Annotated in this window: 20 protein-coding genes and 2 pseudogenes; 18 read left to right on the top strand and 4 right to left on the bottom strand. The window is 59.2% G+C overall.

The window, feature by feature from the left end; translation table 11 throughout:
- The first annotated feature begins 19 nt into the window (after nt 1–19).
- The 15 genes and pseudogenes from rpsR (at nt 20) to AC1DHT_RS20630 (ending at nt 16,019) form a co-directional block, all read left to right on the top strand.
- A complete protein-coding gene (rpsR, locus tag AC1DHT_RS20700; RefSeq protein ID WP_002551829.1) occupies nt 20–250 on the top strand; it encodes a 30S ribosomal protein S18 in 231 nt (76 codons plus the stop codon).
- 36 nt (nt 251–286) lie between these two features.
- A complete protein-coding gene (locus AC1DHT_RS20695) occupies nt 287–1,180 on the top strand; it encodes a YybS family protein (RefSeq protein WP_054595363.1) in 894 nt (297 codons plus the stop codon).
- Between the two features lie 19 nt (nt 1,181–1,199).
- The gene (gene rplI / locus AC1DHT_RS20690; protein WP_008157007.1) at nt 1,200–1,646 is read left to right on the top strand and encodes a 50S ribosomal protein L9; all 447 of its coding nucleotides are present in this window, start codon (nt 1,200–1,202) and stop codon (nt 1,644–1,646) included.
- A 137-nt stretch (nt 1,647–1,783) separates the two neighbouring features.
- Nucleotides 1,784–3,181 carry a replicative DNA helicase gene (gene dnaB, locus AC1DHT_RS20685; RefSeq protein WP_427534445.1) on the top strand — a complete coding sequence of 466 codons (1,398 nt, stop codon included), beginning with the start codon at nt 1,784–1,786 and terminating at the stop codon, nt 3,179–3,181.
- Between the two features lie 187 nt (nt 3,182–3,368).
- Nucleotides 3,369–5,672 (top strand): YgiQ family radical SAM protein, encoded by a 2,304-nt coding sequence (locus tag AC1DHT_RS20680; protein WP_429539044.1) that lies wholly within the window; start codon nt 3,369–3,371, stop codon nt 5,670–5,672.
- A 283-nt stretch (nt 5,673–5,955) separates the two neighbouring features.
- Nucleotides 5,956–6,075 (top strand): annotated as a pseudogene (locus AC1DHT_RS20675) (NAD synthetase); the annotation flags it as partial.
- The gene (locus tag AC1DHT_RS20670; RefSeq protein WP_427538292.1) at nt 6,072–6,527 is read left to right on the top strand and encodes a hypothetical protein; all 456 of its coding nucleotides are present in this window, start codon (nt 6,072–6,074) and stop codon (nt 6,525–6,527) included. The pseudogene AC1DHT_RS20675 and the gene AC1DHT_RS20670, both read left to right, overlap by 4 nt.
- On the top strand, nt 6,524–6,973 hold the full coding sequence (locus tag AC1DHT_RS20665) for a hypothetical protein (RefSeq protein WP_427538289.1): 450 nt from the start codon (nt 6,524–6,526) through the stop codon (nt 6,971–6,973). The genes AC1DHT_RS20670 and AC1DHT_RS20665 overlap by 4 nt, the downstream gene beginning before the upstream one ends.
- 424 nt (nt 6,974–7,397) lie before the next feature.
- A pseudogene (locus AC1DHT_RS20660) lies at nt 7,398–7,631 on the top strand (NAD synthetase); the annotation flags it as partial.
- A complete protein-coding gene (locus AC1DHT_RS20655; protein ID WP_347928749.1) occupies nt 7,628–8,080 on the top strand; it encodes a hypothetical protein in 453 nt (150 codons plus the stop codon). The pseudogene AC1DHT_RS20660 and the gene AC1DHT_RS20655, both read left to right, overlap by 4 nt.
- 119 nt (nt 8,081–8,199) lie before the next feature.
- Nucleotides 8,200–8,541, top strand: coding sequence for a hypothetical protein (locus AC1DHT_RS20650; RefSeq protein ID WP_427538302.1), 342 nt, complete (start codon nt 8,200–8,202; stop codon nt 8,539–8,541).
- Nucleotides 8,538–8,987 carry a hypothetical protein gene (locus tag AC1DHT_RS20645; protein WP_427538286.1) on the top strand — a complete coding sequence of 150 codons (450 nt, stop codon included), beginning with the start codon at nt 8,538–8,540 and terminating at the stop codon, nt 8,985–8,987. Before AC1DHT_RS20650 ends, AC1DHT_RS20645 begins: the two co-directional genes overlap by 4 nt.
- A 187-nt stretch (nt 8,988–9,174) precedes the next feature.
- On the top strand, nt 9,175–12,465 hold the full coding sequence (locus AC1DHT_RS20640) for a transglutaminase family protein (protein WP_427538283.1): 3,291 nt from the start codon (nt 9,175–9,177) through the stop codon (nt 12,463–12,465).
- Nucleotides 12,466–12,642: 177 nt separating this feature from the next.
- Nucleotides 12,643–15,129 carry a circularly permuted type 2 ATP-grasp protein gene (locus AC1DHT_RS20635; protein WP_477761446.1) on the top strand — a complete coding sequence of 829 codons (2,487 nt, stop codon included), beginning with the start codon at nt 12,643–12,645 and terminating at the stop codon, nt 15,127–15,129.
- Nucleotides 15,129–16,019 carry a transglutaminase family protein gene (locus AC1DHT_RS20630; protein ID WP_427538277.1) on the top strand — a complete coding sequence of 297 codons (891 nt, stop codon included), beginning with the start codon at nt 15,129–15,131 and terminating at the stop codon, nt 16,017–16,019. Before AC1DHT_RS20635 ends, AC1DHT_RS20630 begins: the two co-directional genes overlap by 1 nt.
- Nucleotides 16,020–16,222: 203 nt before the next feature.
- Here AC1DHT_RS20630 and AC1DHT_RS20625 read toward each other — a convergent pair whose 3' ends face one another.
- Both AC1DHT_RS20625 and AC1DHT_RS20620 read right to left on the bottom strand, forming a co-directional pair.
- Entirely contained in the window at nt 16,223–16,414 is a 192-nt protein-coding gene (locus AC1DHT_RS20625) for a hypothetical protein (protein ID WP_019691520.1), read from the bottom strand.
- A 68-nt stretch (nt 16,415–16,482) separates the two neighbouring features.
- Nucleotides 16,483–17,070, bottom strand: a complete 588-nt coding sequence (locus AC1DHT_RS20620; RefSeq protein ID WP_477761445.1) for an LOG family protein — start codon at nt 17,068–17,070, stop codon at nt 16,483–16,485.
- Nucleotides 17,071–17,400: 330 nt separating this feature from the next.
- On the opposite strand from AC1DHT_RS20620, the gene azu reads away from it, so the two are divergent.
- The 3 genes from azu (at nt 17,401) to AC1DHT_RS20605 (ending at nt 20,197) form a co-directional block, all read left to right on the top strand.
- On the top strand, nt 17,401–17,847 hold the full coding sequence (gene azu / locus AC1DHT_RS20615; protein WP_427538274.1) for an azurin: 447 nt from the start codon (nt 17,401–17,403) through the stop codon (nt 17,845–17,847).
- 224 nt (nt 17,848–18,071) lie between these two features.
- A complete protein-coding gene (locus AC1DHT_RS20610) occupies nt 18,072–19,991 on the top strand; it encodes a hypothetical protein (RefSeq protein ID WP_427538272.1) in 1,920 nt (639 codons plus the stop codon).
- A gap of 26 nt (nt 19,992–20,017) precedes the next feature.
- On the top strand, nt 20,018–20,197 hold the full coding sequence (locus tag AC1DHT_RS20605; RefSeq protein ID WP_427538269.1) for a hypothetical protein: 180 nt from the start codon (nt 20,018–20,020) through the stop codon (nt 20,195–20,197).
- Nucleotides 20,198–20,331: 134 nt separating this feature from the next.
- Here AC1DHT_RS20605 and nadE read toward each other — a convergent pair whose 3' ends face one another.
- Nucleotides 20,332–21,159 carry an ammonia-dependent NAD(+) synthetase gene (gene nadE / locus AC1DHT_RS20600; RefSeq protein WP_427538266.1) on the bottom strand — a complete coding sequence of 276 codons (828 nt, stop codon included), beginning with the start codon at nt 21,157–21,159 and terminating at the stop codon, nt 20,332–20,334.
- Nucleotides 21,160–21,163: 4 nt separating this feature from the next.
- The gene (gene pncB, locus AC1DHT_RS20595) at nt 21,164–22,390 is read right to left on the bottom strand and encodes a nicotinate phosphoribosyltransferase (protein ID WP_427538263.1); all 1,227 of its coding nucleotides are present in this window, start codon (nt 22,388–22,390) and stop codon (nt 21,164–21,166) included.
- Between the last annotated feature and the right edge of the window lie 7 nt (nt 22,391–22,397).

Raw genomic sequence — 22,397 nt, 5'->3', positions numbered from 1 at the left:
CTTTTGAGGAGCCTATTACATGGCACGTTTCTTCCGTCGTCGTAAATTCTGCCGCTTCACCGCTGAAGACGTGAAAGAGATCGATTACAAAGATCTCAACACTCTGAAAGCTTACGTATCCGAGACCGGCAAAATCGTTCCAAGCCGCATCACCGGTACCAAAGCACGTTATCAGCGTCAGCTGGCCACCGCTATCAAGCGCGCCCGCTTCCTGGCCCTGCTGGCCTACACCGACAGCCACGGCCGCTGAGACCGGGCAGTCGACACGTAGCAAAGGATTGAATGCATGCGCGCCATAGCTGAGTTCATCATGCGCGGTCGTATGCAGGCCACTCTCGTAGTGGCTGGATGCGCGGCATTGCCGTTGTTGTACTGGTTGGGTGCTGCCGCCGGGAGCCTTGTGCTGCTGCGGCGCGGATTGAAGGACGCCCTGGGCGTTCTTGCTCTGGGAATACTGCCGGCATTGATCTGGTGGCTGTATTCCGATGATCCACGCGCACTCATGGTGTTGCTGGGGTCTTCGGGCCTTGCGTTGGTTTTGCGCGCAAGTGAGTCCTGGAACCGCGTGCTGCTGGTCAGCATAGCGATGGGATTGGTGTTTTCAGTGGTGCTGGGTGCGGCGTACCGCCCTCAGATCGAGATGCTGTCGCAGGAACTGGTAAAGATCCTGCCGCTGGCCCTCGGTGACCTCTACCAGCAATTGTCGGTAGAGGAGCGAGCGCGTCTCGCCGCCCTGATTGCCCCGGTCCTGACCGGCCTGATAGCGGCCTTGTTGCAAATCGTCAGTGTGCTGAGCCTGATTGTCGGGCGCTACTGGCAGGCGTTGTTGTACAACCCCGGTGGTTTTGGTCGCGAGTTTCGCGCCATCCGAATCCCGCTGGGGCCGGCGATGTTGCTGCTGGCGTGCATGCTTCTGGGGCCGAACTTCGGTTCCCAGCTGGCCATGTTGACGCCGTTGTGCAGCGTACCGCTGGTGTTCGCCGGGCTGGCCCTGATACATGGGCTGGTGGCTGAAAAGCGACTGGCCAGGTTTTGGCTGGTGGGGTTGTACGTAACGCTGTTGCTGTTTATGCAGCTGATCTATCCGTTGCTGGTGGTCCTGGCCATTGTCGACAGCCTGATTGATTTTCGCGGTCGTTTGACGCCGAAAGACGTCGATAGCGCGAACGGTGAAGGTTAAAAGTTAAGAGGATTTTCACATGCAACTGATCCTTCTGGAAAAAGTCACCAACCTGGGCAACCTGGGTGACAAAGTGAACGTTAAGGCTGGTTACGGTCGTAACTACCTGCTGCCTTACGGCAAAGCGACCGCTGCGACCGCTGCCAACCTGGCTGCGTTCGAAGAGCGTCGCGCTGAGCTGGAAAAAGCCGCAGCAGACCGTAAAACTTCGGCTGAAAACCGCGCTGCCCAACTGGCTGAGCTGGAAGTGACTATCACTGCCACCGCCGGTGACGAAGGCAAGCTGTTCGGTTCGATCGGCACCCACGACATCGCTGATGCACTGACCGCCTCTGGCGTTGAAGTTGCAAAAAGCGAAGTTCGTCTGCCGAACGGCACCATCCGCAACGTAGGCGAATTCGACGTAGCCGTGCACCTGCACGCTGAAGTTGAAGCCACCGTACGCGTTGTCGTGGTAGCAGCTTAAGAAGTACTTGTCGGCTGGCACCCTTGGGTGCTTGCCGGTAACATCGGGCACGATCCTGTTTACAGGTCGTGCCCTTTGTCTTTCTGCAGTTCCTGATTTTTTACAACCCCTGCTTTTCCTAAAGAACCCAAGTGGCCATGAACGATATCTCCGCTCCTGAGCAATACGATCTGCAAACCGCCGCGCTGAAAGTGCCGCCGCATTCCATCGAGGCCGAACAGGCCGTGCTCGGTGGTCTGATGCTGGACAACAACGCCTGGGAGCGCGTGCTTGATCAGGTCTCGGACGGTGATTTCTATCGACATGACCACCGCCTGATCTTCCGTGCGATCGCCAAGCTGGCCGATCAGAACATGCCGATCGACGTCGTGACCCTGGCCGAGCAATTGGACAAGGAAGGTCAGACCTCGCAAGTCGGCGGTCTTGGATACCTGGGTGAGCTGGCGAAAAACACGCCATCGGTCGCCAACATCAAGGCCTATGCCGCGATCGTTCGTGAGCGGGCGACCCTGCGCCAGTTGATCGGTATCAGCACCGAAATCGCCGACAGCGCCTTCAACCCGGAAGGCCGCACCGCTGCCGAAATTCTTGATGAGGCCGAACGGCAGATCTTCCAGATCGCCGAGGCCCGACCGAAAACCGGCGGCCCGGTGAGCGTCAATGACCTGTTGACCAAGGCCATCGACCGCATCGATACCTTGTTCAACACCGACAACGCCATCACCGGCCTGTCGACCGGTTACACTGACCTCGACGAGAAGACCAGCGGCCTGCAACCGTCTGACCTGATCATCGTCGCCGGCCGTCCATCGATGGGTAAAACCACCTTTGCGATGAACCTGGTGGAGAACGCCGTGTTGCGTAGCGAGAAGGCCGTACTGGTTTACTCGCTCGAGATGCCAGGCGAATCGCTGATCATGCGTATGTTGTCGTCGCTGGGCCGGATCGACCAGACCAAGGTCCGGGCCGGTCGCCTGGAAGACGACGATTGGCCGCGCCTGACCTCGGCGGTCAACCTGCTCAACGATCGCAAGCTGTTCATCGACGATACCGCCGGCATCAGCCCGTCGGAAATGCGTGCGCGGACCCGTCGTCTGGTGCGCGAACACGGTGAGATCGGTCTGATCATGATCGACTACCTGCAACTGATGCAGATCCCGGGTTCCAGCGGCGACAACCGGACCAACGAGATTTCCGAGATCTCCCGTTCCCTGAAAGCCCTGGCCAAGGAGTTCAACTGTCCGGTAGTGGCGTTGTCCCAGCTCAACCGTTCCCTCGAACAGCGGCCGAACAAGCGGCCAGTGAACTCCGACTTGCGGGAATCCGGAGCGATCGAGCAGGACGCCGACGTCATCATGTTCGTGTACCGGGACGAGGTGTATCACCCGGAGACCGAGCATAAAGGCATCGCCGAGATCATCATCGGTAAGCAGCGGAACGGCCCGATCGGCTTTATCCGCCTGGCCTTCATCGGTAAATACACCCGATTCGAAAACCTCGCGCCGGGCAGCTATAACTTCGACGACGACGAGTAAGTTATTTGTCGTCTGAGTTGGCCCCTTCGCGAGCAGGCTCGCTCCCACCCTGGAATGCGTTCCTCTGTGGGAGCGAGCCTGCTCGCGATAGGGGCGACACCAATTTCCGACCATAGCCGTCGGAATTGGTTAAATTTTGTGCTATATTCCGCGCCCGCGATTTTTCATCTCAACACCGGTCATCGTCATGCAAACAGCCAAGCCGTTATTTGACTATCCCAAGTACTGGGCCGAATGTTTCGGACCAGCGCCATTCCTGCCAATGAGCAGGGAGGAGATGGATCAGCTCGGCTGGGATTCCTGCGACATCATCATCGTCACCGGTGATGCGTACGTTGACCACCCGTCGTTTGGCATGGCAATCATCGGCCGGCTGCTGGAGTCCCAGGGCTTTCGCGTCGGGATCATTGCCCAGCCAAACTGGCAGTCCAAAGACGACTTCATGAAGCTCGGCGAGCCGAACCTGTTTTTCGGTGTCGCGGCCGGCAACATGGACTCGATGATCAACCGCTACACCGCCGACAAGAAAATCCGTTCCGATGACGCCTACACCCCTGGTGGCCTGGCGGGCAAACGTCCGGATCGCGCCAGCCTGGTTTACAGCCAGCGCTGCAAGGAAGCCTACAAGAACGTGCCGATTGTCCTCGGTGGCATCGAAGCTTCCCTGCGTCGTATCGCGCACTACGATTACTGGCAGGACCGGGTGCGCAACTCGATCCTGATCGACGCCTGCGCCGACATCCTCCTGTACGGCAACGCCGAGCGGGCGATCGTCGAAGTTGCCCAGCGTCTGTCCTACGGTCACAAGATCGAAGACATCACCGACGTGCGCGGCACCGCGTTCATTCGTCGTGATACGCCGCAAGGCTGGTACGAAGTCGACTCCACGCGCATTGACCGTCCGGGCAAGATCGACAAGATCATCAACCCGTACGTCAACACCCAGGACACTCAGGCCTGCGCCATCGAGCAGGAAAAGGGCCCGGTCGAGGACCCGCAGGAAGCCAAAGTTGTACAAATCCTGGCAAGCCCGCGGATGACCCGTGACAAGACCGTGATCCGTCTGCCGTCGGTAGAAAAGGTTCGAAACGACGCCGTTCTGTACGCCCACGCCAACCGCGTGCTGCACCTGGAAACCAACCCGGGCAACGCCCGCGCGCTGGTTCAGAAGCATGGCGAAGTCGATGTCTGGTTCAACCCGCCACCGATTCCAATGACCACCGAAGAAATGGACTACGTGTTCGGCATGCCTTACGCCCGTATTCCGCACCCGGCGTATGGCAAGGAGAAGATCCCGGCCTACGAGATGATCCGTTTCTCGGTGAACATCATGCGCGGCTGCTTCGGCGGCTGTACCTTCTGCTCGATTACCGAGCACGAAGGCCGGATTATCCAGAACCGCTCCGAAGAGTCGATCATTCGCGAGATCGAAGAGATCCGTGACAAAGTGCCAGGCTTTACCGGCGTGATCTCCGACCTCGGTGGGCCGACCGCGAACATGTACCGCATTGCCTGCAAGAGCCCGGAAATCGAATCCGCGTGCCGCAAGCCGTCGTGCGTGTTCCCCGGCATTTGCCCGAACCTCAACACCGACCACTCGTCGCTGATCCAGCTGTATCGCAGCGCCCGTGCCTTGCCGGGTGTGAAGAAGATCCTGATCGCCTCCGGCCTGCGTTACGACCTCGCGGTCGAGTCGCCGGAGTACGTCAAGGAGCTGGTGACCCACCACGTCGGCGGCTACCTGAAGATCGCCCCGGAACATACCGAGGAAGGTCCGCTCAACCAGATGATGAAGCCGGGCATCGGCAGCTATGACAAGTTCAAGCGGATGTTCGAGAAGTACTCCAAGGAAGCCGGGAAAGAGCAGTACCTGATTCCGTACTTCATCGCCGCCCACCCCGGCACCACCGACGAAGACATGATGAACCTGGCCTTGTGGCTCAAGGGCAACGGTTTCCGTGCGGACCAGGTGCAGGCGTTCTACCCGTCGCCGATGGCCACCGCCACCGCCATGTATCACTCGGGCAAGAACCCGCTGCGCAAGGTCACCTACAAGAGCGATGCCGTGACCATCGTCAAGAGCGAAGAGCAGCGTCGTCTGCACAAGGCGTTCTTGCGTTATCACGATCCGAAAGGCTGGCCGATGTTGCGTGAAGCGTTGACCCGCATGGGCCGCGCCGACTTGATCGGGCCGGGCAAGAACCAGCTGATCCCGCTGCACCAGCCGGCCACCGACAGTTACCAGAGCGCCCGTCGCAAGAACTCGACGCCAGCCGGAAGCCATAAAGTGGCTGGCGAAAAGACCACCAAGATCCTCACGCAACACACCGGCTTGCCGCCGCGTGCCAGCGATGGCGGTAACCCGTGGGACAAGCGTGAACAGGCCAAGGCCGCGGCGTTCGCCCGCAACCAACAGGCCGCGAAGGAACGCAAGGACGCCGCCAAAGGCAAAGGGCCAAAACCTGCGCGCAAGCCAGTCGTGCCGCGTTGATCGCAGCCTAGCAAGCAAAACGCCAGCCTCGTGCTGGCGTTTTGCTTTGTAGGCGGTGGAGAGCTTGTTTGTTAAGGTGGCGCCCATTAATTGCCATCGCAGGCAGGTCAGCTCCCACAGGGGAACGCATTCCAGATGTGTGAGCCGGGCTTGCCCGCGATGAGGCCGGCATGACCACCCTCCATTTCAAGGACGAACACCCATGAGCAGCCCCCTGCTCGGCATCGGCATGGACTCCAACCGCTCCCAGCTCATGGCGCTCCAGCGCATCGAGAGTGAAATCAGCCACGCCACTGTGACGCAAATCCGGGATTCTCTCGGTGCGGCCATTGGTATTTTCGGGAGCGCTTTGTCGGGAAACATTCGTACCGTCGCGGTAGGTTTGTATAAGGCGCTTGAATGATGGAGCGCCAAGGTTCGTTGAGCGCTTTTTTGGCTCAGTATTTCCCTACGTTCATCTGTGCATTCTTTCTCGCCTGCTTTTCCCTTTCCGCGGCCATCTCATTGGCCTCGAGTACCTATTTTCGCAGTGATCCAGAGCGTGCGCGTTATTCTTTTCTGGCGGCGGTTGGGCTGGGGCTGCTCTTGGCGTTCAGCCATTTCGTCATGATCAGAGGGCGCACTTGGGGAAGTTGGGTCATTGTCGCTTTCTACGCTGTGTGCTTTCTGACAGTCCTGCCTACCTACGGTTACCGGCCGCATATGGCGGCTTATGTAACTGGCCTGCTGTTTCCCTTGCTCGGGATGTTGTTGCTGAATAGTCAGCGCCATCGCGAAATGCGCCGTCAACTCGTGATGATTCGCAAAAAGCGCCAGGCTGCCCTTGCCGACCGCAAGCCCCGGAGAATGAAATGAACGATTTTCCTCCATTGACGCGCTATCTCGCCCGCTACTTCCCGGTCTTCATGGGAGCGATATTTGCCTCTGTCTTCACCCTGGTCTTTGCGGTCCCGTTGTTTTTCGAAAGCTATTTTCAGAACCTTTCCATGGCCGACAGTGCCAAGTACACCTTCCTGGGTGGCATCGCGCTCACCCTGGTCATCGTGCACTGTAATTTCATGATCGCGCGGGGGCATCCGAATTGGGTACGGCCGCTGGTGGCGCTATTGGCCATTTGTTTTCTCGGAGTATTGCCCGCCATCGCATATGGGCCGCACCCTCTGATTTATGCCGTGACTTTGCTGTTTCCGCTGCTGGCGCTACTGTTGCTCAACAGCAAACGCCACCGCGAAATGCGCCAGAAGCTGCTCGAAGTGCGCCATCTGCGCGAAGCCGTGATTGCCAAGCACAACGCCCGTTGACTGGATAGATTGCCGCCGCGTGCCAGCGATGGAGGTAACCCGTGGGACAAGCGTGAACAGGCCAAGGCCGCGGCGTTTGCCCGTAACCAACAGGCGCCGCCAAAGGCAAAGGGCCAAAGCCTGCGCAAGCCAGTCGTGCCGCGTTGATCGCAGCCTAGCAAGCAAAACGCCAGCCTCGTGCTGGCGTTTTGCTTTATAGGCGCTGGAGAACTTGTTTGTTAAGGTGGCGCCCATTAATTGCCATCGCAGGCAAGCCAGCTCCCACAGGGGAATGCATTCCAGATGTGGGAGCCGGGCTTGCCCGCGATGAGGCCAGCATGGCCACTATCTACTTCAAGGAAGAACACCCATGAGCAACCCCCTGCCTGGCATCGGCATGGACTCCAACCGCTCCCAGTTCATGGCGCGCCAGCGCATCGAGAATGAAATCAACAAAGAACTGTTGACCATCAATGACCTCCGCCTGACATCGAAGATGCTCAAGCTCAAGCAATTGACGGGCGAGCTGCCCAAGCGTTTTACCCCGACTCAACTTAAGCACAGCACCAAGACCCAAATTAAAGATGCCTTAGGCGCAACGGCGGGCTTTGGTGGGAGTGCTTATACGGGCAACGTAAAAACCATCGCATTGGGGTTGTATGRGGAAGTCGGCGAATGAGCGAGCTGATGACGCTTCGTGATTTTTTCAGGCACTACTTCCTTACTTTTATCGGTGGTGTATTTGCGGCCTATTTTTCCTTGGGTTTCGCTACCGCGCTTTCCTTTGCGACCTATTTTCGTGATGCTCCTCTCGCTGGAGGTTTGGGCTTTTCAATCATGCTTGCCGGAGCGTTTCTGACCCTGTTAACGGTCCACAGCAATTTCATGATTTTGCGGGGGCGACCGTCTTGGGTGTGGGTAACGGTGGGTATTTACTTCGCGTGCTTTTTGTTTGTGCTTCCAATGATTCAGTACAAACCCCACGCCGTTCTTTATGGCCTTGCTTTGGTTTTTCCGCTGTTTGGCCTATTGATACTCAACAGTGCCGTTCAGCGAGATATGCGTATTAAGCTCGTGGAAATCCGCCATCTTCGGCAGGCATTAAAAGCCCAGCATAAAAACCGATAGGTACCACGGCTCGTCATCTGGGTGCTTTCACCACCCACCCCTTCAGGTCTAAACATACAAGCCGGGCTTGCCCGCGATAAGGCCGGCATGGCCACTATCCACTTCAAGGACGAACACCCATGAGCGGCCCCCTGCTCGGCATCGGCATGGACTCCAACCGCTCCCAGTTCATGGCGCGCCAGCGCATCGAAAGTGAAATCAACCACGCCACTGTGACACAAGTCCGGGATTCTCTCGGTGCGGCCATTGTCGCTTTCTACGCTGTGTGCTTTCTGACAGTCCTGTCTATCTACGGCTACCGGCCGCATATGGCGGCTTATGTAACTGGCCTGCTGTTTCCCTTGCTTGGGATGTTGTTGCTGAATAGTCAGCGCCATCGCGAAATGTGCCGTCAACTCGTGATGCTTCGCAAAAAGCGCCAGGCTGCCCTTGCCGACCGCAAGCCCCGGAGAATGAAATGAACGATTTTCCTCCATTGACGCGCTATCTCGCCCGCTATTTCCCGGTGTTCATGGGGACAATATTCATGGCGATTTTTTCCGGGTCGTCTGCTGTTTCCCTGGCGGGCGTGACATATTTGCGCGGCGTTGATCCAGAGCTCAAATCCAGCTACTCCGGGCTTGCCATACTGGTGCTGGTTGCAGTGATAGTGTTTGGCAACGTGATGATTGCGCGCGGACGCCCGTGGGCCACTGCCCTGGTGGCGGGTTACCTGGGATGTTGCCTGCTGTTCGTATTGCCGATGATTCAGTACCACCTCCACGTGCTGGTCTATGGCTCGGCAGTGCTCTTCCCGTTATTGGGATTGTTGTTGCTCAACAGCAAACGCCACCGCGAAATGCGCCAGAAGCTGCTTGAAGTGCGCCATCTGCGCGAAGCCGTGATTGCCAGGCGCGACGCCCGTTGACTGGATAGATTCACGACCCACCCTCGCACACTCGCCACAAATATGTGCAACCCTCGCACCACGGCACCCACCTTGGCGCCGCTTTGGTGCTGCGCTGCACGGGGGCTTACGATAAAGCGCAATGACCGCCGCTCTGGCATAAGTCTTGCGCGCTTTGTTTCCATGCCCTGGCTCGCAGGAGGCCGCCGTGTCGATTCATGTCGCGTTGCACCACGTTACGCATTACCGCTACGACCGCGCTGTCGAGCTCGGTCCGCAGATCGTTCGCTTGCGCCCGGCGGCCCATAGCCGTACGCGGATTCTTTCCTATGCGTTGAAAGTGTCGCCAGAGCAACACTTCATCAATTGGCAGCAAGACCCCCAGGGCAATTACCTGGCGCGGTTGGTATTTCCTGAGAAAACCACGGAGCTGCGGATCGAAGTCGATCTGCTGGCCGAGATGGCGGTGTTCAACCCGTTCGATTTTTTCCTTGAGCCCTATGCGGAAAAAATTCCCTTCGCCTATGCCGCCGATGAACAGCGCGAGCTGGCGCCGTACCTGGAAACCCTGCCGCTGACACCGACGTTCAAGGCCTACCTTGACGGCATCGACCGCACGCCGCTGCCCGCCGTGGATTTTCTGGTGGCCCTCAACCAGCGCCTGAGTGAAGACATCGGCTACCTGATTCGCATGGAACCGGGCGTGCAAACCCCGGAATACACCCTCGAACACGCGTCGGGTTCTTGCCGCGATTCGGCCTGGTTACTGGTGCAACTGCTGCGCAACCTCGGGCTGGCGGCGCGATTTGTTTCCGGTTACCTGATCCAGCTCACCGCTGACGTCAAAAGCCTCGACGGCCCTTCTGGCACCGAGGTCGACTTCACCGACTTGCACGCCTGGTGTGAGGTTTATCTGCCCGGCGCCGGCTGGATCGGCCTGGATGCGACTTCTGGACTGTTTGCCGGCGAAGGGCATATTCCGTTGGCCTGTAGTCCCGATCCGTCCTCGGCGGCGCCGATCAGTGGCCTGGTCGAACCGTGCGAGTGTGAATTCAGCCACGAAATGTCGGTCGAGCGGATTTGGGAGGCCCCACGCGTTACCAAACCCTACACTGAAGACCAGTGGCTGGCGATCCAGGCGCTGGGCCGGCAGATCGACGTCGACCTGCAAGAGGGCGACGTGCGCCTGACCATGGGCGGCGAGCCGACGTTTGTCTCCATCGACGACCCGGACGCTGCCGAGTGGAACACCGCCGCGCTCGGGCCAGACAAGCGGCGGCTGTCCGCCGAGCTGTTCCAGCGCATGCGCAAGCATTACGGACCCAAGGGCCTGGTGCATTTTGGCCAGGGCAAGTGGTATCCCGGCGAGCAACTGCCGCGCTGGTCGCTGAACTGCTACTGGCGGCGAGATGGCGTGCCGATCTGGAACAACAGCGCGCTGATTGCCGATGAGCAGCAAGACTACGGCGCCGATGGCAAGTTGGCCGGGCATTTTCTGGCGAGTGTCGCCGAGCGATTGAAACTGCCCACGCGCTTCGTGTTTCCGGCCTACGAAGACAACCTCTATTACCTCTGGCGCGAAGGTGCGTTGCCGGTCAACGTCAGCGCTGAAGACTCACGGCTGAGCGACGAACTCGAGCGCGCGCGCCTGCACAAGGTCTTCAGCCAAGGTCTGGACAAGGTGATTGGCCAGGTACTGCCGCTGGCGCGCACGGCCAAGGGCGATCAATGGCAGAGCGGTCGCTGGTACCTGCGTGACAGTCATTGCCGACTGGTGCCGGGAGATTCACCACTGGGCTATCGCTTGCCGCTGGCTTCGCAACCGTGGGTGACGGCGGCAGAGTATCCATTCGTGCACCCGGTCGATCCGAATCAGGATTTGCCGGAGCTGCCCGACGCCGCCAGTTTGCAGGCCCATGGCGAGCCGGCCACCATCGATGAGCGCACACCGAAAGTCGACCAGTCCGCCGATTGGCTGACCCGCACCGCGCTCTGCGCCGAGGCTCGGGAAGGGCGGTTGTACCTGTTCATGCCGCCACTGGAACGCGTCGAGGATTACCTCGAGCTGGTCAGCGCCATCGAAGCCACCGCCGAGGAACTGCATTGCCCGGTGTTGCTGGAAGGTTATGAACCGCCGAGCGATCCACGCCTGAGCAACTTCCGTATTACGCCCGACCCCGGCGTCATCGAAGTCAACGTGCAGCCGTCCGCCAGTTGGGACGAGCTGGTGGAGCGCACCGAATTCCTCTACGAAGAGGCGCGCCAGACCCGGCTGACCACCGAGAAATTCATGATCGACGGTCGGCACACCGGCACCGGCGGCGGTAACCATTTTGTTCTCGGTGGTGCGACGCCGGCCGACTCACCGTTTCTGCGGCGTCCGGATCTGTTGCGCAGTCTGATCAGCTACTGGCATAACCACCCGTCGCTGTCCTACCTGTTTTCCGGTCTTTTCATCGGCCCGACTTCCCAGGCCCCGCGGGTGGACGAAGCGCGCAACGATGCGTTGTACGAGCTGGAAATCGCCTTCGCGCAGATGCCGAAGCCCGGCGAAGAGTGCGCGCCATGGCTGGTGGACCGCTTGCTGCGCAACCTGCTGATCGACGTCACGGGCAACACCCACCGTGCCGAGTTCTGCATCGACAAACTCTATTCGCCGGATGGTGCGACCGGGCGCCTCGGTCTGCTGGAGCTGCGCGCCTTTGAAATGCCACCCCATGCGCGCATGAGCCTGGCTCAGCAATTGTTGTTGCGGGCGCTGGTGGCGCGTTTCTGGCGCGAGCCGTATGCACCGGCCAAGCTGGCGCGGTGGGGCACCGAGTTGCACGACCGTTTCCTGCTGCCGCACTTTATCGAGCAGGACTTCGCCGATGTGATCGTCGACCTCAACGCCGCCGGCTATGCACTGCGCGCCGAGTGGTTTGCGGCGCATCTGGAATTCCGCTTTCCCAAAGTCGGCGATTACGCGGTCAGCGGCATCGAGCTGGAACTGCGTCAGGCGCTGGAGCCTTGGCATGTGCTGGGTGAGGAGGGCTCGGCCGGCGGCACGGTGCGTTATGTCGACTCGTCGCTGGAGCGTTTGCAGGTCAAGCTCACAGGCCTGGCGCCGCAGCGTTACATGCTGACCTGCAACGGTATCCCGGTACCGCTGCAACCGACCGGGCGGGTCGGCGAGTTTGTTGCCGGCGTGCGGTTTCGCGCCTGGCAACCGGCGAACTGCCTGCAACCGACCATTCCGGTGCACGCGCCGCTGGTGTTCGATCTGCTCGATACCTGGATGCAACGCTCGCTGGGCGGTTGTCAGTACCACGTCGCGCATCCGGGCGGGCGCAATTACGACAGCCTGCCGGTAAACGCCAATGAGGCCGAGAGCCGGCGGATGGCGCGCTTCTTCCGCCTCGGCCATAGCCCGGGAACCTTGCCGGTACCAACGCTGACCCTTAACGACGAGTTGCCGATGACGCTCGATTTGCGACGGTTTGCGAAAAGAAATGAGTGAATGCGGTGCTGCAACAACAAAAAACCAATGTGGGAGCGGGCTTGCTCGCGAAAGCGGTGGTTCAGTCAGCGTTGATGTTGGATGTACCGGCCTCTTCGCGAGCAAGCCCGCTCCCACATGATATTTGCAGCGTTTGTGAGTTAATCTGACTTTTCCTGAGCACCTGCCGAGCTTTCCATGCCTGACCTGCTTGACCGTTACCCGCTTACGCCGGGCACCTATCACGAGTTGCTCGACGATAGCGGCGCTGTGCGCCCGCACTGGCGACGGCTGTTCGATCAGTTGCAACGCAGTACGCCGACGCAACTGCTGCAACGGCAAGCCTTGCTGACACGGCAGATTCAGGAAAACGGCGTCACCTACAATGTTTACGCTGACCCCAAAGGCGCTGATCGTCCATGGGAACTGGACCTGCTGCCCCATGTGATGGCGGCTGATGAGTGGCAGCAGTTGTCTGCCGGGATCGCCCAGCGCGCACGTTTGCTCAACGCGGTATTGGCGGACCTGTATGGCCCGCAGCGCTTGATTGCCGAAGGCCTGCTGCCGGCAGAACTGGTATTCGGTCATAACAATTTCCTCTGGCCCTGTCAGGGCATCCAACCGCCGGACGGGGTCTTTTTGCATCTGTACGCGGTAGATCTGGCGCGCACGCCGGATGGGCGTTGGTGGGTGACGGCGGACCGGACTCAAGCGCCGTCCGGTGCCGGTTACGCGCTGGAAAACCGCACTATCGTGTCGCGGGCCTTTCCGGAGTTGTACCGTGATTTGCAGGTGCAGCATTTGGCCGGGTTCTTCCGCACTTTGCAGGAAACCCTCGCGCGCCAAGCGCCGAGTGCCGATGAAGTGCCGCTGGTGGTGTTGCTGACGCCGGGGCGATTCAACGAGAGCTATTTCGAGCACCTGTACCTGGCTCGCCAATTGGGTTATCCACTGGTTGAAGGCGGTGACCTGACCGTGCGCGATGCCACGGTTTACCTGAAAACCCTCAGCGGTTTGCGTCGGGTTCACGCGATCATGCGCCGGCTCGACGACGACTTCTGCGATCCACTGGAGTTGCGCACCGACTCGGCGCTCGGCGTACCGGGCCTGCTTGACGCGGTGCGACAGGGACGGGTGCTGGTGGCCAATGCCCTGGGCAGTGGCGTACTGGAGTCGCCGGGGCTGTTGGGCTTTTTGCCGAAGATCAATCAATTCCTGTTCGGCGAAGAGCTGATCCTGCCGTCCATTGCCACCTGGTGGTGTGGCGAGCCTCCGGTGTTGGCCCAGGCCCTGGAGAAAATGCCTGAGCTGCTGATCAAACCGGCATTCCCCTCGCAGAGTTTTGCCTCGGTATTAGGGCGTGACTTGAGTGAAAAACAGCGCCATGACCTCGCCGAGCGCATGCAGGCACGACCTTATGCCTATGTGGCGCAAGAACTGGCGCAGCTGTCGCAGGCGCCGATCTGGCAAGCCGAAGACGGCCAGTTGCAGCCGCGGGCCATTGGCATGCGCGTTTACGCGGTGGCCAGTCAGGACGGCTATCGGGTGCTGCCCGGCGGCTTGACCCGGGTTGCAGCCGAGGCCGATGCCGAAGTGGTGTCGATGCAGCGCGGTGGTGCGAGCAAGGACACCTGGGTGTTGGGCGAGCGAGCGCCGATAGGCGAGCAATGGAAAGCCCAGCGAACCCTCGGTGTGCACGATCTGGTGCGACGCGATCCTTACCTGCCGTCGAGGGTGGTCGAAAACCTGTTCTGGTTCGGTCGCTATTGCGAGCGCTGCGATGACAGTGCGCGGTTGTTGCGGATCATGCTCACGCGTTACGTCGACGGCGACGATCCGCAAGCCTTGCAGGCCGCGGTCGATCTCGGTGAAAACCTGTTGTTATTGCCCGACGAGGGTGAATTGCCCGAGCGTTTGCTGACGGCATTGTGCGGTGATGACTGGGCCTTCAGCCTGCGCTCCAACCTGCAACGCTTGCAGTGGGCGGCGTCTCAGGTGCGCGRCAAACTTTCACGAGAGAACTGGCAGGCGTTGGTGGAGTTGCAGCGCGATACCGCGGAGCTGGAAACCGAAGAGCCGGATTTTGGCGAGTTGCTGGATTTCCTCAACCGTCTGGTCATGTCGCTCGCGGCGCTGTCGGGCTTTGCGCTGGACGACATGACCCGCGACGAAGGCTGGCGCTTTTTGATGATCGGGCGGCGCATCGAGCGACTGCAGTTTCTCGGCAGCAGCCTGGCAGCGTTCCTGCGTGGCGCCGGGGCTTTCGATCAAGCCGGGCTGGAATGGCTGCTGGAGCTGGGCAACAGCAGCATCACCTACCGTTCCCGCTACCTGGCGGTGGCGCAATTGATTCCGGTGCTTGATGTGTTGCTGCTCGATGAGCAGAACCCTCACGGCGTATTGTTCCAGCTGAAACTGGTGACCCGGACCGTCAAGCGTCTGAACGACGACTTTGGTCTGCCGCGCGATCCGGTGTTGCCTTCGTTGGTCGAGCGCCTGGCGCGATTCGATCTCGGTTGCCTGGAGAACGCATTGTTCGGTGAAAGCAGCGTCCGCGCCGCCCTCGATGGTCTGGCCGATCTGCTGCAAGAAATCGCCGATGTCAGCAATCAGGTGTCTGATCGCCTCGCATTGCGGCACTTCGCCCATGTCGATGATGTCAGCCAGCGCACGGTGTCCGTCTGATGAGCGCCCGTTACCAGATTCTCCACGACACCCATTATCACTACGACAGCCCGGTGTCCCTGGCCCAGCAGCTTGCCCATTTGTGGCCTCGGCACTGCGCCTGGCAGCGTTGCACCGATCAGCAATTGCAGATCAGCCCGGAGCCGACTTCGCGCCGCGATGAGCTGGATGTGTTTGGTAATCCGCTGACCCGGCTGGCGTTTGAAAGGCCTCACGATGAACTGTTGGTCAATGCCCGGCTGACCGTCGAAGTGCTGAGCCGGCCAGTGCGCGATTTCAATCAATCGCCGGCCTGGGACATGACCCGCAGTGCGTTGACCTACAGCAGTCAGCCGATTGCTCCGCAGCTACTGGATGCGTGCCGCTATCGGTTTGAGTCGCCGTATGTGCACTTGAAGAGCAGCTTCGTCGAGTTCTCTGAAAGCTGTTTTCCGCTAGGCCGTCCATTGATGCTGGGCGTTCAGGCGTTGATGGAGAAAATCTTCAGCGAGTTCACCTTCGACGCCGAGGCGACCCAGGTCGCGACGCCACTGGTAGAAGTGCTGGAACGTCGGCGCGGGGTCTGTCAGGACTTTGCGCATTTGATGCTCGCCTGCTTGCGCTCCCGCGGATTGGCGGCGCGTTACGTCAGCGGCTACCTGCTGACCCAGCCACCACCGGGCCAGCCACGGTTGATCGGCGCCGATGCGTCCCACGCCTGGATTTCGGTGTTCTGCCCAGTGCTGGGCTGGGTCGATTTCGACCCGACCAACAACGTGCAACCGGCGCTGGAGCACATCACCCTGGCCTGGGGCCGGGATTTCTCCGATGTCTCGCCATTGCGTGGGGTGATTCTGGGCGGCGGCAACCATGACCCGGAAGTGCAGGTGACCGTGATGCCGCTGGAATAATGGAGATCGAGTGTGGGAGCGAGCCTGCTCGCGATGACGGCGGCACATTCAGCATTGATGCAACTGACAGACCGCTATCAAGAGCAGGCTCGCTCCCACAGGGATTGGGATATTGCAGACTGGCCTGTGAGGGTCGGCAGCATGACTGCCGACCCTGGACACAGATCCGGTGGGTTTGATCAGAACATCAAACCCTGTGGGTCTCAGGCGTCGGGCGCCTGATCTTTCGGTGCTTCAACAGCGTCATCAGCAACCACTTCACCTTCTGCATCGGGGTTCAGTGCGCCGGCTTCTTCATCGGCGGCAGCTTTCTTGCGTTGCAACTTTTCCTCTTTCTTCTGCTCTTTGGCCAAGTCTCTTTGACGTTTGGCGAAGGAGTAATTAGGTTTAGCCATGGGCGATCCTCTGGGGTCGAAGGTGAGGTTGAGCGGCGCGTATTCTGCCTTTAAACCGGGGGCAAGGGTTAGCTGGGTTTTTGCCCGGCCCATTTTGGTGCTACCACCGGTTGCCAGGCATCCAGCGCATCCAGCAGATCCTGCGGCGATTCGCTCAATTGCAGCATGTCACGGTGATGCTCGCGAACGAAGCCTTCGCCGACGACATGATCAAGAAATGCAGTGAGTTTGCTGTAAAAGCCGTTCACTTCCAGCAGCCCCAGCGGTTTGCCGTGGTAACCGAGCTGGCCCCAGGTCCAGACTTCGAACAGCTCTTCAAAGGTGCCGAGGCCGCCCGGCAGAGCGATAAACGCGTCGCTCAGCTCGGCCATGCGCGCCTTGCGTGCGTGCATGCCGTCGACCACTTCCAGGCGCGTCAGGCCAGTGTGGCCGATTTCCGAATTCTTCAGGCTTTCGGGGATGATCCCGATCACTTCGCCACCCGCCGCCAACGCCGCATCGGCCACGATGCCCATCAAGCCGACAGCACCGCCGCCATACACCAGCGTCAGCTTGCGCCGGGCCAGCTCCTGGCCGAGGGCGATCGCTGCTTCCCAATACACCGGGTCAGTGCCGGTGCTGGCGCCGCAAAATACACAAACAGACGCTAAAGACATGCCTTACTCCATGGTCGCTGATGACCCCAGAGTAATGGCTCACCGTGGGCGTTCCAAGGGGTAGGGGGCTTCATAGGTGCCGCTGGCACCACAGGCGTAGGCAGCAAGCAAACTGCACAACAGGCTATTGAAGGACATGAAAGGCGCTCCAGAATGAGATGACACGCCGATCATAGGTGCGCGCCAGAGGTCTGGCCGGTTAATTGTTTCGATCGATGTCATAGCCCGAAAGTTGTATACAATTCTTGATTCAGGTCATAGGCACTTGCAGAAATTTCAGGCAGTCTTTATGCCCTACGGATTTTGTTAACCCTGCCTTGGAGATTCACCATGTTTGCCAAACTCGTAGCGGTATCCCTGCTGACACTGGCCAGCAGCCAATTGATGGCTGCAGAGTGCAAGGTCGATGTCGACTCCACCGATCAGATGTCCTTCAACACCAAGGAAATCACCATCGACAAGAGCTGCAAGACTTTCACCGTCAACCTGGCCCACTCCGGCAGCTTGCCGAAGAACGTCATGGGTCATAACTGGGTGCTGAGCAAAACCGCAGACATGGCTGGCATCGCTACCGATGGCATGGCCGCCGGCATCGACAAGAACTACCTGAAAGAAGGTGACACTCGCGTCATCGCCCACACCAAAATCATCGGTGCCGGCGAGAAAGACTCGGTGACCTTCGATGTATCGAAGCTGACCGCTGGCGAAAGCTATCAGTTCTTCTGCTCGTTCCCGGGCCACAACTCGATGATGAAAGGCGCTGTCGTGCTGAAGTAATCAAGCAGGCCAAGCCGTCATGAAAAACGCCCCTCTGGGGCGTTTTTTTGTTTAAGCACGGACAAAATCCGCTCAGCGCTCTGGCTATGTCACTCCTACCGCTGGTCGGAAACCACGGCCTACCTGTTATTTCTGACAGTGGTCAGTGCCTCGGGGGCGGGTGTTAGATGAGCGCCAGCCCTGCCGCTCATGTCGCGGCAACTCTTGCGAGATGGAGATTGCTCATGACCGCTCAAGTTACTGCTCCCACAAAACGTGTTCCCATTCCGGATCTCGATCCGCTGAGCATCCGGCAGGCGCCGGACGGTGCCACCCTGAAGCCGCTAGACGCGGCCCGACAGTTGACCTCGGTCATTGAGCGGGAGGGGAAAGGGCTGTGGGATGACGATAGGTTCTTTGTTGAACTCAAGGGCGAGAGCGGTACCGATCCGCGGGGTTCGTACAAAAGCAATACGTTGCGTTTCGGGTCTTCGAGCCCCCGGGTTCTGAATTTGCTGGCAGATGTCGTCGCGTTTCTCCTGGGTCAAACGATGACACTGATCTACACCGTTGAACGCGATGGTGAAGACCCGAAACCCTCCAGCGAGCTTGTGTTGAAAGTATTGGACCTGCCCGAGGATGCACTGGGGAAAGGCCGGATACTCGAGGCACAGAACAACGGAGAAGGCGACGAACTGGACCTGACTGCAGACACTAAAGATCGGACGGTGCGTATTTACAGCTATCCACTGATTGCCGTGGGGCAACCTGTCCGGATCGTTCTGGAGGGCGAGGGCTACGATAAGACCCTGTATGAGGACAACGTTGATGAGAGTTGGATCACTGACGGCTATCTCGAGGTGCCGGTGCTTTACAGCGAACTGAAGGCGTTGCCCAATGGCTCGGCGTTGACACTTATATACGAGGTTGCGATGGATCAAGGTGCGGTCAAAACGCATACCTCTGTGCCACGCAGGTATACGGTTAAAACTGCTGCGGCAGTGGAGAAGCCCGCGATCCGCGAAGTGAAGGACGCCGACGACACGTCGATCGCTAATGGTGGTACGACCAGCAAGACGCCGTTGACACTTGAGGGCACGGTTGCTGAAGGCAAAAAGGTCGACATTTACAACGGCGCCACGCCATTGGATGAGGCCACGGTGAGGGGAACCACGTGGACGTTCGTTACCGAGGAGTTGGCCCATGAAAAGTATGATTTTACGGCCAAAGAGCAGGGGGCCGACGGGCAGCAATCGGATCCCTGGACCGTTATCGTCGGGGCGGTTTCGACGGATAAACCCGTTATCGATGCCGTCACGGAAATGTCGGGTGCCGCTGTTCCCAGTGGTACCACAACTCTCTCTGCGGCGGTGAAGCTACACATCAAGGCGGGTCAGAACGAAGAAGTCGAGTTTTTAGTCAATGACGTCCCAAAGGGTACAGAGTTTGCGGATGCACAGGGTGATCTGAAGTACGACCTGACCCATCTGGGTCTGGAAGAACAGGATCTGACGGTGAAAGGTGTTGCCAGCGGATTGGTATCGGATCGCTGGACGATTATCAGGAAAATGGCCGCCTCTGACGGAACACTTGCCATCACTGCAGCCAAAGACCTTCAACGCAAGGAAACTCTCCGTGGCGGTGCCACTACGGCCAACACCATCATCCTTCAAGGCACAGCCAAGCCAGCGACGAATGTCACGGTTCATGATGTTTTTACGTCGATTAAAACCGTTGAATCTGATCGAAACGGATACTGGAGGATACTCCTGCCCGACCTGCGGGTGCATTACTACCATTTCGCGCTGAGTGCTGCCGACGCAAAGCCACCGATGCTCTGGGCAATGACGGTACTCGCTGTTGGAACACCCATTATCAACCGGGTGGCCAACCTTACCGGTACGACGCTCATCCCGCCTTACGGCGAGATCTCCGAAGCGGCATTTACGGTGCATGGGGACGGGCCTGCCAATGGGAGGCTCACCCTTCATGAGCTACTCAGCGACGTGAGCACCCCTGTCACTGTCGACGCATACGGTAAATGGCAGCACACGCAACACGCCACAGCAGGGTCCAGGGAATATCACTACGTAACATCCGTGCCGGGCGGGGGCACACCGAAGTCAAATCTCTATCGAGTACGCAAGGTCGCGTCAGCGAAGTAACGGAGTGTTGATCAGGTGCGCGCTGATTGCTTTTCAAGGATGGTGGCTTCCTGAAAAGCGTGAAGGCCGGACCTGACGGTAACTGGAGTGATGGATCGGCGCTCACGCCAAGGGCCAACGTCTTTGAAGTGGGAGTGCAGGAAGCAATGTTCAAGTCGCCTGCCTGGACCATCTACCATTTTGATCCTGACAAGCCATTACCTTAACCTGCACGAAACACCTGTTCCTGATCGACCTGATGAGGCCTGAGAGAGGATGCGCGGTATAACTACTGATGCAATGAAAAACCCACTGTGGATCACTCCCCCAGTGGGTTTTTTATTTACATTCCAAGCGCCGCTTATGGCGCGAACGGCATCACCCGCTTGTGATGGGTCTTGCGGTACGTATCGCAAATAATCCTGAATGCCTCTTCACGCACCGGCTCACCGTGCAGGAAGGCATCGATTTCGGCGTAGGTCACGCCGTGGGACGCTTCATCCGGTTTGCCGGGCGACAGGTCTTCAAGGTCGGCGGTCGGGATTTTTTCCACCAGCGATTCCGGTGCGCCGAAGCTGCGGGCGATGGCCCGGACCTGGTTTTTCACCAGGCCGCTCAGCGGGGCGAGGTCGCAGGCGCCGTCACCGAACTTGGTGAAGAAACCCATCACCGCTTCTGCTGCGTGGTCAGTGCCGATCACCAGGCCGTGGGCGGCGCCGGCGATGGTGTATTGCGCAACCATGCGCATCCGCGCCTTGGTGTTGCCCAGCACGAAATCCACCGAGACCGCGTGCTTACCTTCGAAGGCGGCGACTTCACTGGCCAGGGATTTGACTGCCGGGCCGATGTTCACGGTGTGGCGCTCATCCGGGGCGATGAAGTCCACGCAGGCCTGCGCATCGTGTTCATCGAACTGGGTTTGGTACGGCAAGCGTACGGCGATGAACTTGTAGCCCGCGTCACCGGTGCGCTCACGTAACTCGCGCATGGCCCGCTGGGCCATCAGGCCGGCGGTCAACGAGTCGACGCCGCCGCTGATGCCGAGCACCAGCGTCTTGAGCCCGGAATTGACCAGGCAATCCTGGATAAAGGTAATCCGCCGTGCGACTTCTGCCTCCAGGGCAGCCTGGTCTGCGAAGGGCGGTTGGACCTTGAGCTGTTCAGCAATCTCACGCTGTACGGCTTGCATGAATTCACTCCTTGCTTGATGTGCCAGAGAGGGCGGCAGGTACTTGAAACACATGTCGCAAATAGGCGACGAAATTCGGGTCTTTGCAGTGCGTCTTGCCAGCCTCGTCCGAGATCTTGGCGACGGGTTGACCATTGCAGGCTGCCATTTTAAGCACGATGCTCATCGGCTCGACACCCGGAATATCGCACGTCAGGTTGGTGCCGATGCCGAAACTGACATTGATTCGACCATGCAACGCGCGGAATATCTCCAGCGATTTTGGCAGCGTCAGGCTGTCGGAGAACACCAGCGTCTTGCTCATCGGCTCGATACCAAGTTTATGGTAGTGGGCGATGGCTTTTTCGGCCCAGGCAATCGGGTCCCCGGAATCATGGCGCAAGCCATCGAAGAGCTTGGCGAAATACAGGTCGAAATCGCTCAGGAAGGCATCGGTGGTGATGCAATCGGTCAGGGCGATTCCCAACAGGCCGCGGTATTCGCGAACCCAGCAATCGAGGGCGGCGCTCTGGCTGTCGATCAGTCGCGGGCCAAGTTGCTGGTGAGCCATGATCCATTCGTGAGCCATGGTGCCGAGTGGCTTCATGTCCAGCTCGCGGGACAGGTGCACGTTGCTGGTGCCGACGAAACGTCCGGGGAAGTCGTGCTTGAGCACGTTCACCACTTCTTCCTGCACGCGGTAGGAGAAGCGCCGGCGAGTGCCGAAATCCGCCACCTGCAGGTGCGAGAGCTCATCGGCGCTGGCATTGGCGCTCAGCCAGTCGAACTTGCGATAGAGCTGCTCGCGCGCTTGCTCCATGACGATCTCACGGTAGCGATAGCGGTTGCGCACTTCGCTGACCACCGCCAGCAGCGGGACTTCGAACAGAATCACATGCAGCCATGGCCCGCGCAGGCGGATGAACAGTTCGCCGTTCTCGATGCCGGTGTAGATGTAGCGCAGATTGAAGCGGAACAAGCCGAGAAAACGCAGGAAGTCCGGCTTCAGGAAGCTGATGCGCTCCAGAAAACTCAACTGATCGTTGCTCAGGCTCAATTCAGCCAGACGCTCGATCTGAAAACGAATCTCCGCCAGGTAGGGGCGCAGGTCCTCGCTGTTACGGCAGCGGAACTCCCATTCGACTTCAACGTTGGGGTAGTTGTGCAGCACCGCCTGCATCATGGTCAGTTTGTAGAAGTCGGTGTCGAGCAAGTTCTGCACGATGCGATCGGCAAACACACTCTCGCTCATAACGGGA

It is taken from the genome of Pseudomonas sp. 05N432 (assembly GCF_056396945.1).
This window is presented reverse-complemented; position numbering and strand designations above follow the sequence as displayed.

Bases quoted from the DNA above. Each gene is read 5' to 3' on its own strand.
- AC1DHT_RS20645 (WP_427538286.1), top strand. From the start codon at position 8,538: ATGAACGATTTTCCTCCATTGACGCGCTATCTCGCCCGCTATTTCCCG.
- AC1DHT_RS20650 (WP_427538302.1), top strand. From the start codon at position 8,200: ATGAGCGGCCCCCTGCTCGGCATCGGCATGGACTCCAACCGCTCCCAG.
- azu (WP_427538274.1), top strand. From the start codon at position 17,401: ATGTTTGCCAAACTCGTAGCGGTATCCCTGCTGACACTGGCCAGCAGC.
- AC1DHT_RS20670 (WP_427538292.1), top strand. From the start codon at position 6,072: ATGATGGAGCGCCAAGGTTCGTTGAGCGCTTTTTTGGCTCAGTATTTC.
- AC1DHT_RS20610 (WP_427538272.1), top strand. From the start codon at position 18,072: ATGACCGCTCAAGTTACTGCTCCCACAAAACGTGTTCCCATTCCGGAT.
- dnaB (WP_427534445.1), top strand. From the start codon at position 1,784: ATGAACGATATCTCCGCTCCTGAGCAATACGATCTGCAAACCGCCGCG.
- AC1DHT_RS20630 (WP_427538277.1), top strand. From the start codon at position 15,129: ATGAGCGCCCGTTACCAGATTCTCCACGACACCCATTATCACTACGAC.
- rpsR (WP_002551829.1), top strand. From the start codon at position 20: ATGGCACGTTTCTTCCGTCGTCGTAAATTCTGCCGCTTCACCGCTGAA.
- AC1DHT_RS20655 (WP_347928749.1), top strand. From the start codon at position 7,628: ATGAGCGAGCTGATGACGCTTCGTGATTTTTTCAGGCACTACTTCCTT.
- AC1DHT_RS20695 (WP_054595363.1), top strand. From the start codon at position 287: ATGCGCGCCATAGCTGAGTTCATCATGCGCGGTCGTATGCAGGCCACT.
- pncB (WP_427538263.1), bottom strand. From the start codon at position 22,390: ATGAGCGAGAGTGTGTTTGCCGATCGCATCGTGCAGAACTTGCTCGAC.
- AC1DHT_RS20625 (WP_019691520.1), bottom strand. From the start codon at position 16,414: ATGGCTAAACCTAATTACTCCTTCGCCAAACGTCAAAGAGACTTGGCC.
- AC1DHT_RS20680 (WP_429539044.1), top strand. From the start codon at position 3,369: ATGCAAACAGCCAAGCCGTTATTTGACTATCCCAAGTACTGGGCCGAA.
- AC1DHT_RS20620 (WP_477761445.1), bottom strand. From the start codon at position 17,070: ATGTCTTTAGCGTCTGTTTGTGTATTTTGCGGCGCCAGCACCGGCACT.
- nadE (WP_427538266.1), bottom strand. From the start codon at position 21,159: ATGCAAGCCGTACAGCGTGAGATTGCTGAACAGCTCAAGGTCCAACCG.
- rplI (WP_008157007.1), top strand. From the start codon at position 1,200: ATGCAACTGATCCTTCTGGAAAAAGTCACCAACCTGGGCAACCTGGGT.
- AC1DHT_RS20665 (WP_427538289.1), top strand. From the start codon at position 6,524: ATGAACGATTTTCCTCCATTGACGCGCTATCTCGCCCGCTACTTCCCG.